Source organism: Streptomyces sp. NBC_01451, assembly GCF_036227485.1.
Taxonomy (GTDB): domain Bacteria; phylum Actinomycetota; class Actinomycetes; order Streptomycetales; family Streptomycetaceae; genus Streptomyces.
This window is the reverse complement of sequence record NZ_CP109479.1, coordinates 9,580,572-9,596,764: the sequence shown is the minus strand read 5'-3', so window position 1 is coordinate 9,596,764 and position 16,193 is coordinate 9,580,572. Positions and strand designations below refer to the sequence as shown.

Annotated in this window: 7 protein-coding genes and 1 pseudogene; 5 read left to right on the top strand and 3 right to left on the bottom strand. The window is 70.6% G+C overall.

The window, feature by feature from the left end; all coding sequences use genetic code 11:
- Positions 1–262: 262 nt before the first annotated feature.
- The gene (locus tag OG595_RS42415; protein WP_329281773.1) at positions 263–3,958 is read right to left on the bottom strand and encodes a type I polyketide synthase; all 3,696 of its coding nucleotides are present in this window, start codon (positions 3,956–3,958) and stop codon (positions 263–265) included.
- Positions 3,959–5,416: 1,458 nt separating this feature from the next.
- On the opposite strand from OG595_RS42415, the gene OG595_RS42410 reads away from it, so the two are divergent.
- Positions 5,417–6,082, top strand: coding sequence for an O-methyltransferase (locus OG595_RS42410; RefSeq protein ID WP_329281771.1), 666 nt, complete (start codon positions 5,417–5,419; stop codon positions 6,080–6,082).
- Between the two features lie 231 nt (positions 6,083–6,313).
- Positions 6,314–6,835, top strand: a complete 522-nt coding sequence (locus OG595_RS42405) for a hypothetical protein (RefSeq protein ID WP_329281768.1) — start codon at positions 6,314–6,316, stop codon at positions 6,833–6,835.
- On the opposite strand, the gene OG595_RS42400 is transcribed toward OG595_RS42405, so the two are convergent.
- Positions 6,798–7,193 carry a hypothetical protein gene (locus OG595_RS42400; protein WP_329281766.1) on the bottom strand — a complete coding sequence of 132 codons (396 nt, stop codon included), beginning with the start codon at positions 7,191–7,193 and terminating at the stop codon, positions 6,798–6,800. The two genes, OG595_RS42405 and OG595_RS42400, sit on opposite strands and share 38 nt — an antisense overlap.
- Before the next feature lie 257 nt (positions 7,194–7,450).
- Positions 7,451–8,716 carry an MFS transporter gene (locus OG595_RS42395; RefSeq protein WP_329281763.1) on the bottom strand — a complete coding sequence of 422 codons (1,266 nt, stop codon included), beginning with the start codon at positions 8,714–8,716 and terminating at the stop codon, positions 7,451–7,453.
- 236 nt (positions 8,717–8,952) lie between these two features.
- Here OG595_RS42395 and OG595_RS45545 point away from each other — a divergent pair.
- The 3 genes and pseudogenes from OG595_RS45545 to OG595_RS42385 all read left to right on the top strand — a co-directional run.
- Positions 8,953–9,063: pseudogene (locus tag OG595_RS45545) on the top strand (hypothetical protein); the annotation flags it as partial.
- 385 nt (positions 9,064–9,448) lie between these two features.
- On the top strand, positions 9,449–9,895 hold the full coding sequence (locus OG595_RS42390; protein WP_329281761.1) for an acyl carrier protein: 447 nt from the start codon (positions 9,449–9,451) through the stop codon (positions 9,893–9,895).
- Between the two features lie 133 nt (positions 9,896–10,028).
- Complete coding sequence (locus OG595_RS42385) at positions 10,029–16,187, top strand: type I polyketide synthase (RefSeq protein ID WP_329281759.1); 6,159 nt, start codon at positions 10,029–10,031, stop codon at positions 16,185–16,187.
- The last annotated feature ends 6 nt before the right edge of the window (positions 16,188–16,193 follow it).

Below are 16,193 nucleotides of genomic sequence, written 5' to 3'. Positions count from 1 at the left end.
CTCGGGGGCGTTCGCGTGGAAAAGGTGTTCGTGCAGATGGGCGGCTGAAGCGGCGGGCAGCTGTGGCCCGCTGACCACCTGCAGTCGTCCGCGGACATGGAGGCGGCGCCGAAGGTGAGGCCGAGGTCGGCCGGCGAGCCGACGGCATCGACAGCCGCAGGTCCGTCATGGCCGAGAACGTGGGTGAGTTGAGTACGCGCCAGGTCGGTCAGCCAGACCGCACACGCGGCCGGGGAAAGCCGAGCCGCCAGGTCGTGTTCATTCAGGTCCGGGCGATGAGGGGCACCCGCGGTGGGCGGGCAGGGGGCCGGGAGGATGTCGCACCGGGAGCCGGGAGGGCTTCGGTGGAGAGGGGTCGGTGAGCGAAGGAGCCGATAGTGATCACCGTCTGTCCGAACTCGTCCGTCGCGGCGAGAGCAAAGCCACCACGGTCGTCGGGCGTGAGGCGAACCCGCAGTGTCCTCGCCCCGGTGGCGTGAAGGGTGATTCGCGACCACTCGGTCACCAGTGGAGGGTGGGCGAGCCCTGCCGACGGGCCAGTCGCAAGGCGTGCGGTATTGAGCGCCGCGTCCAGCAGGGCCGGATGCAGGCCGAAGGGGGAATGCTCGTCAGCGGTGTCGCGCAGGGCGACTTCGGCATACACGTCCTGCCCGCGGCGCCACGCCGTGCGCAACATCGCGTATCCGCCGACAGGACCCGCGAGGATCGGCCGGAGCTCCTGTGCGGTCACCGGTGTCGCTGCCGGCGGCGGCCAGTCGGCCGGTTCGTGTTCGAGCCGGTCGGCGGATCCGTCCGATCGCCCGTGCTGTCGCGTCCCAAGGACTCCGGTGGCGTGGCACGTCCAGGTCGCGGTTCCGTCAGGCCGGGAATGTATCGCCAACCGCCGCCCTGTCTCCCCGATCGGCCCGATGGAGATCTGCAGGGCTGCCGTGCCGCGGTAGGGAACAGCGAGCGGTGCGTGCAGCGTGAGTTCCTCCACACTGGCGCAGCCGACTCCGTCGCCCGCCTGCACCGCCATTTCCGCCAACACCCCGGCCGGAACAGTGTGCGTCCCCGCGACACGCGGACCGAGCAGCCACGGATGGACGGCGGGCGCGAGCAGGCCAGCCTGCAGCATGCCACCGGTCTCCCCCAAGGACACGGTGGCACCCAGCAGCGGATGTCCCACCGGGTCGAGGCCCGTCGACGTGATCGTGCTGTCGCCCGCCGATGCTCGAAGCCAGTAGCGGCGACGCTGAAACGCGTAGGTCGGCAGGTCGACGCGGCGGGCGCCGCGATCCTCGAACTCGGTCTTCCAGTCGATGGGGGCGCCGTAGCCGAACGCACCGGCCATCGCGAGGCCGAACCTCCGCATGCCGCCGTCGTCCTTGCGGAGGGAAGCCACGGCCGCCACACGAATGCCGGCTGTCCCGCCCGTCTCCTCGACAGCTGTGGTCAGGACGGGGTGCGGGCTGCATTCGACGAAGAGCCGTTGCCCCTGCCGCAGCAGTTCGCCGGTTCCCTGTTCGAACAGGACGGTCTGCCGAAGGCTGGTGTACCAGTACTCCGCGTCCAGGGCGCGGGTGTCCAGCGGCTGCCCCGTCACCGTCGATATGAAAGGGATCTTCGCGGTGCGGGGGCGGATGTCCGCGAGGTCCTTGAGAAGACGTTCCCTGAGCTTCTCGACATGGGCTGAATGGGAGGCGTAGTCGACAGGGATCCGCCTGTACCGGATCCTCTCCGCCCTCAGCTCTCCGCCGAGTCGGTCCAACGCGTCCGCGTCGCCGGAGAGCACCACCGACGAGGTGCCGTTCACAGCGGCCAGCGACAGTCTGCCTTCCCACGGTACGAGCAGTTCTGCCGCCTTCTCCGGCGACAGCGAGACGGCCAGCATGCCGCCCCCGCCGACCAGTTCGTCCGCGATGGCCCGGCTGCGCAGCGCCACGACTCGTGCGGCGTCCTCCAGCGACAGCGCGTCGGCGACGCATGCCGCGGCGATCTCCCCCTGCGAATGGCCGATCACCGCCGAGGGTTCCAGGCCGTAGTGGCGCCACAGGTCCGCCAGGGAGACCATGACGGCCCACAACACGGGCTGGACGACGTCGACCCGATCCAGCGACGGGGCACCGGGCTCTCCCCTGGCGGCCTCCAGCAGGTCCCAGTCCGTGAAAGGTGCCAGCGCCCCCGCGCACTCCTCCATACGGCGGGCGAACGCGGGCGACGACTCGAGCAGGCCGCGCGCCATACCGGGCCACTGCGAACCCTGCCCCGGGAAGACGAACACCGCTCCGGAGGCACGCGATGCTGCGCTCTCGACCAGGTGCTCCGCCGTGCCGCCTGCTGCGAGCGTCCTCAGTCCGGTGAGGAGCTCGGTCCGGGTCTCGCCCACCACGACTGCGCGGTTCTCCATGAGCGCACGGGAGGAGGCGAGCGAGTAACCGATGTCCAACGGTTCGAGCTCCGGTATGGCGGCCACGTGCGATACGAGCACCGCGGCTTGGGCGCGGAGCGCTTCCCGGGTCTTGGCCGAGAGCAGCCAGGGAACGGCGGTGTTGCCGGCTCGGCGTGTGTCCTGCTCGTTCTCCGGCTCCTCGGCCACGGGTGCCTCCTCGATGATGACGTGCGCGTTGGTGCCGCTCATACCGAAGGCGGACACTCCCGCGCGGCGTGGCCGGTCTCCGGCGGGCCAGGCGACCGGCTCCGTGACCAGCTCCAGCGCACCCGTCGACCAGTCGACGTGCGGTGTCGGCTCGTCGACGTGCAAGGTGGCGGGCACGGTGTCGTGGCTCAGCGCGAGCACCATTTTGATCATTCCCGCGGCGCCCGCCGCGGCCTGGGTGTGACCGATGTTCGACTTCAGCGAGCCGAGCCGCAGGGGGCGGTCGGCGGATCGGCCGCGGCCGTAGGCGGCGATCAGTGCCTGCGCCTCGATGGGGTCACCGAGGGGTGTGCCGGTTCCGTGGGCCTCCACCACGTCCACCTGATCTGCCGTCAGCCGCGCGTTCTCCAGCGCGTCGGCGATGACCCGCTGCTGGGCGAGCCCGTTGGGCGCCGTCATACGGCCGCTCGCACCGTCCTGGTTGACGGCTGTGCCACGCACCACGGCCAGCACGGGGTGGCCGAGGCGCCGGGCGTCCGACAACCGCTCCAGCGCCAGCACCGCGACGCCCTCGGCGAACCCGGTGCCGTCGGCCGCGGCCGAGAACGCTCTGCACCGGCCGTCCGGCGACAGGGCCCGCTGGGTGCTGAATTCCAGGAAGGCCTCGGGCGAGTGCATCACGGTCGCGCCACCCGCCAGGGCCATCGAACACTCCCCACGGCGCAGTGACTGGACAGCCAGGTGCACCGTCACCAGCGAGGAGGAGCAGGCAGTGTCGACAGTGAGCGCGGGCCCCTGCAGACCGAGAATGTAGGAGATACGGCCGGAGGCGATGCAGTTCGAGGTGCCGATACTGAGGTAGCCGGCCACCTCCTCGGGGATGCCGTTGAGGCGGCTGCTGTAGTCGTTGTACACGATCCCGAGGAAGACACCGGTCTTGCTTCCCCGCAATGAAGTGGGGTCGATACCCGCGCGCTCTAGTGCCTCCCACGAGGTCTCCAGCGCCAGCCGGTGTTGCGTGTCCATCGCGAGAGCCTCGCGCGGGCTGATCCCGAACACGGAGGCGTCGAAGTCCGCCGCATCGTGCAGGAACCCGCCCTTGTGCGTGCAGCTCTTCCCCGGCTTGCCCGGCTCCGGATCGTAGAGGTCGACGGGCCAGTCGCGGTCTGTGGGAAAATCAGAGATCTCGTCCCCGCCCGCCTCGATCACCCGCCACAGATCCTCAGGACTCGCGACACCTCCGGGAAGCCTGCAGCCCATACCGACGATCGCGATCGGCTCAGCCTCCCGCTGCTCGACCTCGGCCAGTTGCTGCCGGGCCTCACGGAGTCCCTCCGTGGCCTTCCTGAGGTAGGTCAGCAACTTCTCTTCGTTGTCCATCGGGTGTCACCTCGACGAGTTCCTGGATGCTTCAGGCGGGCAGTAGGTCGCAGACGTCGGAAGACGTACGTCGGCGTCGAGCCGCAGATGCGATCGTCGGCGACAGGATCCATTCACTGCCTCGCCCTGATCACACCAAGGATTTTTTGCGAACCGCACCCACGCGACAACCCCTCATCGAGATCGCGAGACCCCTAGAAATCAGGGGTTGCCGATGGGTGGAACCGGCACCCACTGTTGCCCACCATGAGCCAGGGACACAGCACCGGAGTTTTCTGGAGATGGTGGGCCGCCAGCGCGGTAAGCGCGACCGGCTCCGCCGTCAGGGCCGCCGGCAACTCCTGCCCCGCACCCGCCACGAAATCGGTGCCCCCGGCCTATGTCACGTTTCGCGACAACACCGCCGCCGTGCACAACAACAGAATCGTCGGTACCCAGTGATGAATCCCCCGCCGGACCGCGGATCCGCAATCTCGGCGAGACACTCCGACAACCCACCGCCGGCAGTCGACAACGCCGCCGCCCGGCCGATCAGGACCACCCGCAGCGTCAGACCGTTCCCGAGAAAGCCACGTCACCAACAAGCGACATGGAACAGTCGAGACGCAACGGGGATCCGCTCCGAACAGGACATTCTCCGTCGAAAATGTTCTGTCTCAACCCCATTACCCTACCCAACAAGCCACGCGGACCCGCCGCCACGACGGCCGAACCGTCTTTCTGCTTTGCGGTCCTCGACCTCCGCAGTCATCACCCACAATCACACCCGGTGAGTCGGTGATACGCCATGAACAGACTCCCCCAACCCCCGAAACGATCACTACCCGTCACGGGGGACGCGTCACGGTCGCCACGGAATCCGACGAACTGCGAACGCCGATCCGCCCACCCCGCGCCCACCCTGAATAACAGGCAAAACGACTTTGTGCGCCGCCCGGACGGTTGGCGCGCAATCGTTGAACGGTGCCAGCGTATTTTGGCGCACTGGACATGGGCGTCCCCCGTCCCGAGTCGGGCGGCGCCCTCGCATGACGGAATTACGGCGATCACAGCGAGCCAAGAATGCTCGACAATCCATTTTCCCTGGCGGCGTGCCTGAATGCGGCGAGCAATTCTGTTGAGTCGATGCCACGCTGTCGAAACGATATTTTGCGCTGCCAAAATGGGCTGCGCCATCCTGTGGAAATTCCCGGGAGCGGGTCGGCCCATGTCGTATTACCTCAACGCCGGGCGGCAGCTGAACCAGGACCTCGATGCTGCCAGGTACAGACGCGAGTTCCTCGTCGAGATCGGGTGCGTGGGGGGCATGCCTCCCACCGCTCACAGCAACCGCGACGGCGCCCGCAGACATCGGCGTGTGGTGCAGCGACACGGCGATGTCGAGCCCCCGAACCCGTGGCAACAGCCTCGGCGAGGTCCTGACCGACACACCCGCCCGACCCGACCCGAAGGAGCACCGTGGCTGACCAGATCGACATCACCCCCCGCCTCGCCGAGTACGTCCGCGAGGTGTCCCTGCGCGAGGACGACATCCTGCGCGAACTCCGCGAGGAGACCGCCGGCCTGCCCGCCGGCGTGGCCATGCAAGTACTTGCCGAGGAGGGCCAGTTCCTCGCGCTGCTCGCCGGTCTCGTCAACGCCCGCTCGGTTCTGGAGATCGGCACGTTCACCGGCTACAGCACCCTGTGCCTGGCCCGGGCGCTGCCCACTGGCGGGCGTGTGGTCACTTGCGACATCACCGACCGGTGGCCGTCGATCGGTGCCGACTACTGGGAGCGGGCCGGCGTGGCGGACCGCATCGACCTGCGAGTCGGCGACGCCCGGGAGACACTGGCGAAGCTGCTGGCCGAGGAGGGCCCGGACGGCTTCGATCTCGTCTTCATCGACGCAGACAAGGTCGGCTACCCCTGGTACTACGAGCTGAGTCTCCCGCTGGTGCGGCCGGGCGGGCTGATCGTCGTGGACAACACCCTCTTCTTCGGCCGGGTGGCCGACCCGGCGGCCCAGGACCCCGACACCAAAGCGATCCGGGAACTCAACACCCGGTTGCACACCGACGAGCGGGTGGATGTCAGCATGCTTGCCGCGGCCGACGGCATCACGCTGCTGCGCCGTAGGCCCTGATTCCGGCAGCAGCCGCGCCGCGGCCGAATGCATGCCGGTCAGGACGTCCGGTTGGCGACCGTCAGGGGCCGTCGGCTGCTTGCTACCGTTCCGCGAGCGGCCGACGCACTCCGGCTCGGTCATGGTGAGGCGGTTCCGGGCGAGCCGCCCGATCGCCGCGATGCAGTAGCCCGATATTTGATCACGGTACGTCCGCTCGCAGCCGTACCGCCAGGTCGGCCGCGGCATCCGGTGACAACCGACGTGTTCGGCACTACTGAAAAGGTGCGCATCCGCGAGATCGTCAAGCAGTTACTCCGCGCGTTCCGGTGGGATCTCCAGCAGCGCGCCGACCGTCTGCGGCCGGATGCAGCGATCGGTGATCATGCCAAGGCGGCGCAGAACGGTGCGCAGCTCGGTGCTGTCTCGGCCGCGGCCGACCAGGTCGTCGTGCTCACGGCCAAGCCACCGAACTGCGGCTCATCGAGGACTCACTGGGGATCCGCCAGTCGGCGTGCGAAAGCGTCGAGCCGGTGGTTCGGCCGGTGCGCCAATCGTAATTCCCCCACGCGCAGCGCCAGCAGCGGCCTGGCGCACACGTGCACGCATGCACGCGCGAGCAGTTCAAGCGACGCCACGTCGTCGTGGGTGTCGAGCTGGATCGTGCGCGACCGTTCCAGGTCGACGAGCCGGTATCGGCTGCTGACCAGTACCCGATTCTCGCCACTGCCGGGCGTCAGCGGGGCGACCTGCGACCCTCATGTGACGTCGTAGAGGACGACGAGACGCGGCACTGGGCGATGACGGAGCGGCACTTGGCGAACCGATCCGCGCTGCCGCACGGGATGCCATGCTCCGGTACGCCGAGCCCGGCGAGGAACCGGCCGGCGGCATCGGTGTGCCCGATACTGTCGTAGTGTCGGCCGTCCGGGAAGTCGGGGCGCACGGCATGGGCGACGCGCAGCAGCAGGCTCGTCCTGCCGGCTCCCGGCCCACCGGTGATGACGGCGGCGGGTACGGTGTGCGCTCCGGCCGCGCGGGGCGAGGTGAGCAGCGACACGAGCTCCCGGGTTTCCGCATCGTGGGCCGCAAAGTCGTGCACCGTGGGCGGCAACTGCGCCAGCAGCGGCACCTGCGTGTCCCCCTCCTCGGACGGGCCGCGCCCAGCAACGTCAACACCGTCCGACTGACGCTCAAGAGGCTGGCCGACCGCGGGATCCTGATCGACTTACTGCCTTCTCAGGCCCCGGGTTTCCCGTGCTCGCTTTCCGGCTCGATCCATCCGGCGCTGGTGGCGCGCTGCCTGAACAACGTGTCGGCAGCCGGTGCAGATCCTTCAGCGGATCCGGTCGGACGAGGTCTGATCCCGGTGCCGGCTGTTATCGCCGGTCACGCCGGAACGTTGATGTCGGGCTGTGTATCGGACGCCCGCCCCGGATGGTCGGTCAGGTCACGCAGGCTTCTGATGGGTGAGAAGACCAGGATGAGCGCGGCCGCCATGACGGCGACGACCGAGGTCAGCAAGGCGACCTCGCTGCCGTAGAAGCCTGCGAGTGCGCCGAAGACCAGGCCACCCACCGTCACAGCGCCCCAGGTCACGAACCGGACCGTCGCCATCACCCGGGACAGCAGCTCGGGCGGGCTGGCAACCTGACGGTAGGTGCGGGTGACGATGCTCAGTAGAACCAGACCCCCGTTGAAGAGCGCGCTGCCGACGGCGAATGACAGGTAACCCATCACACCGCTGCCCAGCGGCACCAGGACGGCGCCGACGATGCACACGACGCCGGAAAGCAGCAGCACCCGCGCCGAACCGAACCGGCCGGTGAGTCTCGGCGTCATTGCCGCGCCGACCAGCGAGCCGATGCCCTCGGCGGCGAGCAGGACGCCCACCAGTCCCAGCGGAGCGTGCAGGGTGCGCACCAGGTGCAGCGGAACGAGCGCAATCTGGGCGCCGCAAGCCACGCAGAGTGCCGTCGCCGACCATGTGCATGGCGCCATGACCGGGTGCCGGGACACGAAGCGCCAGCCCTCGCGGATCATGGCACGGACCGGCGGCCAACTTGCAGGTTTGCCGGTGGCGACGGCTGGGAGAGACCTCACCAGCAGGGCCGATCCCAGATAACTCAAGGCGTCGACCAGGAGCGTCGGCACCGCACCGAGAAGCTGGACGGCCACGCCACCCAGCGACGGGCCGCTGACCTGTGTGACGGCCAAGGTGGCGGAGTGGAGGCTGTTGCGCGACTCCAATTGGTCGCGCTCGACCACGTTCGGCAAGAAGGTCTCGCTCGCGACGTCGAAGAGCACTGTGCCGAAGCTGATCACCAGGGCAACGACAACCAGATGAACGAGGGTCAGATGACCCCACCACCAGGTGACTGGAACGGAGACCAGAGCGACGGCACGGGCCAGATCGGTGGTCACCTGAATCTCGCGCAGTGGCAGGCGCTGCACGATGACACCGGCCGGCAACCCGATAACGAGCCAGGCGACGCTGCCGGCGGCCGAGATCACTCCCATCTCGAACGCGTTGGCGTTCAGCGCGATCAGTGCGGTCAGCGGAAGCGCGATCGCGGTGACGGCGGAGCCGGTCGCGCTTACCGCGCTGGCGGCCCACCATCTCCAGAAAACTCCGGTGCTGTGTCCCTGGCTCATGGTGGGCAACAGTGGGTGCCGGTTCCACCCATCGGCAACCCCTGATTTCTAGGGGTCTCGCGATCTCGATGAGGGGTTGTCGCGTGGGTGCGGTTCGCAAAAAATCCTTGGTGTGATCAGGGCGAGGCAGTGAATGGATCCTGTCGCCGACGATCGCATCTGCGGCTCGACGCCGACGTACGTCTTCCGACGTCTGCGACCTACTGCCCGCCTGAAGCATCCAGGAACTCGTCGAGGTGACACCCGATGGACAACGAAGAGAAGTTGCGTCGCACCACTGGGACTTGGCCGCCGTGGCGGGCACTGCCGCCCGCCACGGCGCGTTCCTCGACGACCCGGCGGCGTTCGACGCTGACTTCTTCAGTGTCTCACCGCGCGAGGCGGCTGCGATGGATCCGCGGCAACGCAGCCGAACCATGCCGCCGCGAACGTGTTCCTGGACGCGTTGGCCGCCCGCAGGCAGCCCCAGGGCCTGCCCGGCCGGTCCCTCGCGTGGGGAACTGTCGGAACAGCGCAGCGAGATGACCGGCAGCCTCGCCGACCCGACCCGGCACCGGCTGACCCGCGGCGGGCCGGCGGCGTTCTCCGACACCGAAGGGCTCGCGCTCTTCGACGGGGCGCCGCGGGCGGGGGCGGACGCGGTGCTCGTACGGGTGCGGCTGGATCCGAACCGGCGGCACACGCCGATGACCGCGACCGCGGTGCCCTCTGCTGCGCGGTGCGGTCCGCAGAGTGGCCCGGCGCGCGGCCGGCTTCGGCACCGCCGAGGCCGGCGGGCTGCGGCGACGGCTGTCCACGCTGTCGGCCGCCGAGCGTACGGTCCTGGTCGAGGACCTGGTCCGAGACAAGATGGTGCGGGTGCCGCGCTGTGTCGGAGTCGCCGCAGCCGAAACCGCGCTCGTGTTCAGGGACCTCGGACTCGACTCGCCGACCGCGGTCGAGCTGCGCAACCAGCTCAATGCCGCCAACGGGCTGCGCCTGCCCGCGACGCTCGCGTTCGACCGCCCGACCCCCGAGGGCGCGGCCGCGTTCATCGCCGGGAAGTCGGCACCACCGGCGTCCGCCCCGCCGACACCGGACCCGGCCACCGACGACGAGACCGTCCGACGGCGGCCGACCACCGGATCCCCGCAGCGGCTGCGGGCCGCGGGCCTGCTCGAAGGGCTGCTTCGGCTGTAGGAACCGGAGCCTGCGACCGTTCCCGTCGCCGCGGCCGCGACGGCGCCCATCAACACCATGAACGTGGACGGCCTGGTCCGCATGGCATTCGGTGACGGCCGTGACTGACCAGTCCGACGAGGAGAGGACCGCCATGGCGGCAGATGACGTTGTCGAGGCACCACGCGCCGCACTTCAGGACAACCAGCGGTTGCAGCAGGACATCGGAGCGCTCGCTGACCGGCACCGGGAGCCGGTGGCGATCATCGGCATGGCCTGCCGGTTCCCCGGTGGTGTCAGCACCCCGGAGGAGATGTGGGACCTGCTGATCGCCGAGCGCGACGGCGTCACCGAGGCCCCCACCGACCGCGGCTGGAACCTGCCCGCTCCCGCCTCGGCCGATATCCCCGCCCTGCGGGGCGGCTTCCTGCGGGACGCGTTGAACTTCGACGCCGAGTTCTTCGGCATCCCGGCGCGTGAGGCGCTCGCCATGGACCCGCAGCAGCGGCTGCTGCTGGAGGTCTGCTGGGAGGCCGTCGAATGCGCCGGCATCGACCCGCACCGCCTGCGCGGCGGCGACACCGGGGTCTACGCCGGCGTCGTCAACAGCGACTACGGCACCCGGCTCGGCCGGATCCCGGAGAAGCCGGCCGGGTCTCTCGGCACCGGCACCATCCCCAGCGTCGTCTCCGGGCGTGTGTCGTACCTGCTCGGGCTGGAGGGCCCCGCGGTCAGCCTGGACACCGCCTGCTCGTCTTCGCTGGTCGCCATCCACCTCGCCTGCCAGGCACTGGGCTCCGGCGACACGTCGCTCGCGCTCGCCGGCGGCGTGACCGTGATGAACACGCCCGGCATGCTCAGCGGCGCGCGTCGGCAGGGCGGTCTCGCCGGCGACGGCCGCTGCAAGTCGTTCGCGTCCAGCGCGGACGGCGCCGCGTTCGGCGAGGGCGTCGGCGTCGTCGTGCTCGAACGGCTCACCGACGCACGCCGCAACGGCCACCCGGTACTGGCCGTCATCCGCGGCTCCGCCGTCGGCCAGGACGGCGCGTCGAACGGGCTCACCACCCCGAACGGCCCCGCGCAACGCCGCGTCATCCGCAAGGCGCTCGACAACGCGGGGCTGGCCCCGGCCGACGTCGACGCGATCGAAGGGCACGGCACCGGCACCGTGCTCGGCGACGCGATCGAGGCGCAGGCCGTGCTCGACGTCTACGGCCGTGACCGGCCCGCCGGACGGTCGCTGCTGATGGGATCACTCAAGTCGAACCTCACCCACGCCCAGGCCGCGGCCGGCGTCGGCGGCGTCATCAAGATGGTGCTGGCGTTGCGCCACGGCGTCCTGCCCCGATCGCTGCACATCGACGAGCCCAGCGACCAGGTCGATTGGACCGAGGGTGACGTCACGCTACTGCGTGCCGCGACACCCTGGCCGGACCGTGGCATCCCGCGTCGGGCCGGCGTCTCGTCGTTCGGTGCCAGCGGCACGAACGCCCACCTCATCCTCGAATCTGCTCCCGCTGAGCCCGTCACCGATCCGGTGCGCACCGACGGCCCGGTCGCGTGGGTGCTGTCCGCGCGCACCCGTGCCGCGCTCCGCGAACAGGCCGCCCGGCTGCACGCCCACGTGAGCGCCGATCCCGGCCTGCACCCGTCCGACATCGGGCTGTCCCTCGTGCAGGGCCGCTCCCGCTTCGCCGAGCGGGCGGTCGTCGTCGGCGCCGACCGCGACGACCTGCTCGCCACGCTCGCCGCAGTGTCTCGCGACGAGGCCATGCCTCCCGACAGAGCGGGCACCGCGACCGTGCTCGGCACCGCCCCGGCGAAGCCCGGCAAGGCCGTGTTCGTCTTCCCCGGCCTGGGCGCCGAATGGCCCGGCATGGCCCGTGAACTACTGGACAGCTCACCGGCGTTCGCCGCGCGGATGGCCGACTGTGAGCGTGTCCTCGCCCCGCACCTCGACTGGTCCCCGGTCTCCGTGGTGCGGCAGGACCCCGGCGCGCCTTCGATCGAGGACGTGCGGGTCCTGCAGCCGGTTCTCTTCTCCGTTCTGGTGTCCCTGGCCGCGGTGTGGCAGGCCCACGGGATCGAGCCGGCCGCCGTCGTCGGGCACAGCCAGGGCGAGGTCGCGGCCGCCTGTGTCGCCGGCATCCTGTCGCTGGAGGACGCCGCCACAGTCGTCGTATGCCGCAGTCGCGCCCTCGCCACTCTGACCGGGAACAGCGGCATGGCCACCGTGATGCTCTCCGTCGACGAGGCCGAGGAGATGATCGCCAAATACGACGGCCGGCTCTCCGTCGCCGCCGTCAACGGACCCCGTACCGTGGTCCTCGCCGGTCAGGCCCCGGCGCTCGACGACTTTCTCGCCGAGGCGGGCGTGCTGGCCTTCCGGACCTCGGTCGACTACGCCCCGCACAGCGCCGACATCGACGCGGTCCGCGAGTCCCTGCCGGCCGGGCTCGCCGGCGTACGGCCCCGCCAGGGCACCGTCCCGATGGTGTCCACCGTGGACGGCGAATGGGTGGAGCCGGCCGCGCTCGACGCCGCGTACTGGTTCCGCAACCTGCGGCAGACCGTGCTGTTCCACGACGCCGCGCGGCTGCTGTTCGGCGCCGGATACCGTACGTTCGTCGAGGTCAGCCCGCACCCCACGCTCACCTTCAATTTGCAGGACGCGGCCGCCGACGCCGGTTTCGTCGACCTCGCGCTCATCGAGACGTTGCGCCGCGACGACGGTGGCAGTGTCCGGTTGCTCGCCTCACTCGGGCAGGCGTACGTGGCCGGGCTGAGCGTCGACTGGCGCCCGGCGTACGAGGGCACCGGCGCCCGCCGTGTCGACCTGCCCACGTACGCGTTCCAGCGACAGCGCTACTGGCTCGACGCGACCCGGGCCGGTGGCGACCCCGCGTCCATGGGCCAGCGTGACGCTGGCCACCCACTGCTGAGCGCCGCTGTCGAGCTGCCGGGCACCGGCGGCACCGTGTTCACCGGTCGGCTGTCGGTCTCCGGACAGCCGTGGCTCGCCGACCATGCGATCCATGGCGCCGTCCGGTTGCCCGGTGTCGCCTTCGTCGAGATGGCCTCGCACGTCGGCGCGCAGCTCGGCTGCGCCCTCGTCGAAGAGCTGACCCTCGCCGCCCCGTTGCTGCTGCCCGGCGGTGACGACGGTGTGCAGCTGCGCCTGACGGCGGGCGTCCCGGACCACGCGGGACGCCGTACCGTCGAGATCCATTCCCGGACCGAACAGGGCGGCCCCGACGCCGAGTGGACCAGTCACGGCCTCGGCATGCTCGCTCCGTCCGCCGCACAGCCGCCCGCCCGGAAAGCCACGACGTGGCCGCCGGACGACGCGCGCGAGATGCGCATCGGCGAGCTGTACCGCCTGCTGCGGGAGCGCGGGGTGGAGTACGGCCCCATGTTCCGCGGCCTGCGTACGGCCTGGTCGCGCGGCGACGAGATCTTCGCCGAGGTGATGCTGCCGGAGATCGCCGAAGACGGCTTCGCGATGCATCCGGCGCTGATCGACGCGTTCCTGCAGACCGCCACGCTGTGTAACGCCGCCGAGTGGGGTGCCACCGGGCAGCAGACCGTCGCAACCGGGATGCCGCTGCCGTTCGCCTGGCAGCAGGTACGTCTCTGGACCGGCGCCCGGGCCGGCCAGGTCCTGCGCGTCATGCTGCGCTCGACCGGCCCGGACGCGTTCTCGCTGCGTGTCACCGACGGGGACGGCCGCGCGGTGGTCACCGTCGGCACGCTCACCATGCGCACCGCGTCGTTCGACTCGCTGCGCCCCGCCACCGACTCGCTGTACCGGATCGAATGGAACGCGCTCGACGGTACCGCAGGGATCCCCGGGTACGGGTTGTGGGACCGGCTCGGCTCGGACGACCCCCGCCTGATCCCGGCCGATACCCCACAAGCCGTCGGTGAAGTCGCCGGCCTGGACGCGGTGCTGCTGGCCTGCCCGCCGGCCGCCGACACCACCGCCGCGTCTGTGCACGAGACGACCACCGACGTCCTGCGACACCTGCAGGCATGGCTCGAGCGCCCGGCCGACTCCACCCCGCCTCTCGTCGTGCTCACCCGCGGCGCGACCGGGCTCGGCGACGAGCCCCTCGACGTGGCCGGTGCGGCCGTACACGGCCTGGTCCGCTCCGTGCAGCAGGAGTATCCGGGGCGCATCGTGCTGGTCGACTCCGACGACCCTGCCGCCACCGCGGATCTGCTGCCCACCCTGCTCGCCGACGACGAACCCGAGGCGGCACTGCGGGCAGGCAGAATCCTCGTGCCCCGGCTGTGCCAGGCACCGCCCGCCACCGACGGCGACCGGGACCCCGCGTTCGACGGAACCGGCACCGTGCTGATCACCGGCGGCGTACTCGGCGGCATCCTCGCCCGGCACCTGGTGAACGAGCACGGCGTCCGTCACCTGCTGCTGCTCAGCCGCCGCGGACCGGCCGCGCCCGGGGTCGGTGAGCTGATCGCCGAACTCACCGACGCCGGGGCGCAGGTCACCGCCGTGCCGTGCGACGTGACCGACCGGGCCGCGCTCGACGCGGTTCTGGCCGGCGTCCCCGCCGAGCACCCGGTGACCGCGGTCGTGCACGCCGCCGGTGTGATCGACGACGCGCTGTTCGCCGACGTCACCCCGCAGCGACTCAGCGGCGTGCTGGCGCCCCAGGTGGACGGCACGTGGAATCTGCACGAAGCGACCCAGGGCCTGCCGCTGCGTGCCTTCGTCGTCTGCACGTCGGTGGCCGGCCTGTTCGGCGGGCTCGGCCAGGCGGCGTACGGGGCCGCGAACGGCGCCGTCGAGGCGCTGATGAGCGTCCGGCAACGCGCGGGGTTGCCCGGCACGTCGCTCGCCTGGGGACCGTGGGAGCAGCGCAGCGACGTGACTGAGGCGCTGTCCGACGCCGGCCGGATGACCCGCGGTGGTGTCCTGCCGCTGACCACCGCGACCGGTACCGCGCTGTTCGACGCGGCGATGACCCGCACCGACCCGGTCCTCGCCCCGGTCACGCTGGACCTGGGCGCGTTCCGCGACGCGCTGGTGCCGCATCTGCTGCGTGCACTGGTGCGCACCGCCGACACCGCCGACGCCGTCACCACCGCCGTGGACCCGCAGCTGCGCGAGCGGCTCGCCACCGCGAACTCCGATGAGCAGCTCGACCTCCTCCTCGAAGCCGTCCGCGCGCACTCCGCCCACGTGCTCGGGCACGTCGACGCCACCGTGGTCGGTGCCGAGGACGCGTTCCTGTCGGTCGGCTTCGACTCGCTCACCGCGCTCGAACTACGCAACCGCCTCGCCGCGGTCACCGGGCTGAACCTGCTCCCGACCGTCGTATTCTCCAGTGGCACACCCGCAAAGCTCGCCGAACTGGTCCGTACGGAATGGGCGATGACCGCCGCCGCCGAACGGCCCGCCGCCACACAGCCCGGCATCCAGCCGGCGGCTCCAGCTCCGACCGCTTCCGACGGCGACCCGGTCAGCACGCTGTTCCGGCAGCTCGCCCTGCACGGCAAGCCGGACGAGGCGATCGACCTGCTCAAGAACGCCTCCGCTCTGCGTACCGAATTCCGCAACGCTGCCGAGCTGCGAGACTCGGCGCAGCCGCCGGAGCTGCTGCGCGTCGCCGTGCACGACGACGCCCCGGAACTGGTCTGCTTCGGCTCGTTGGTCGCGCTCGGCGGCGGCCACCAGTACGCCCGGTTCCTCGCGCGGTTCCGCGGCACCTACGGCGCCAGCGCGGTCTTCGCCCCCGGCTTCTCCCCCGGCCAGCATGTGCCGGCGAGCATGGCGGCGATGCTCGAGTACCAGACCGAGGAGATCGTCGCGCGGCTCGGCACGGACCGGCGGCTGGTGCTGCTCGGCTCGTCCTCCGGTGGCATCGCCGCCCACGGCGTCGCCTCGGAACTGGAGAAGCGCGGCATACAGCCGGCTGGCGTGGTGCTGCTCGACACGTACCTGGCCACCGACAAGGCGATGAACCAGTTCAACAGCGTCCTGCTGGGCGGCATGTTCGACCGTGAGGAACAGGCCGTGCCGATGGACAGCACCCGGCTCACCGCGATGGGCAAGTACTTCCGCATCCTCGACGACTACCGGCCGCCCACCGTCGCGGCACCCACCCTGCTGGTCCGCGCGTCGAGCCCGCCCGGAGAGGCCGAGCCGTCGTTCGGCGAGTGGCAGTCGCGCTGGCCCGGCGCGACCACGGTCGTCGACGTGCCCGGCGACCACTTCTCGATGCTCGAGAAACACGCCGACACGACCAGCGGCGCCGTCTCCGCGTGGCTCGACCAGATCCTGTCCTGACCATCA

Excerpts from the sequence above, each read along its gene's own strand:
- OG595_RS42415 (WP_329281773.1), bottom strand. The coding sequence starts at position 3,958 with ATGGACAACGAAGAGAAGTTGCTGACCTACCTCAGGAAGGCCACGGAG.
- OG595_RS42395 (WP_329281763.1), bottom strand. The coding sequence starts at position 8,716 with ATGAGCCAGGGACACAGCACCGGAGTTTTCTGGAGATGGTGGGCCGCC.
- OG595_RS42385 (WP_329281759.1), top strand. The coding sequence starts at position 10,029 with ATGGCGGCAGATGACGTTGTCGAGGCACCACGCGCCGCACTTCAGGAC.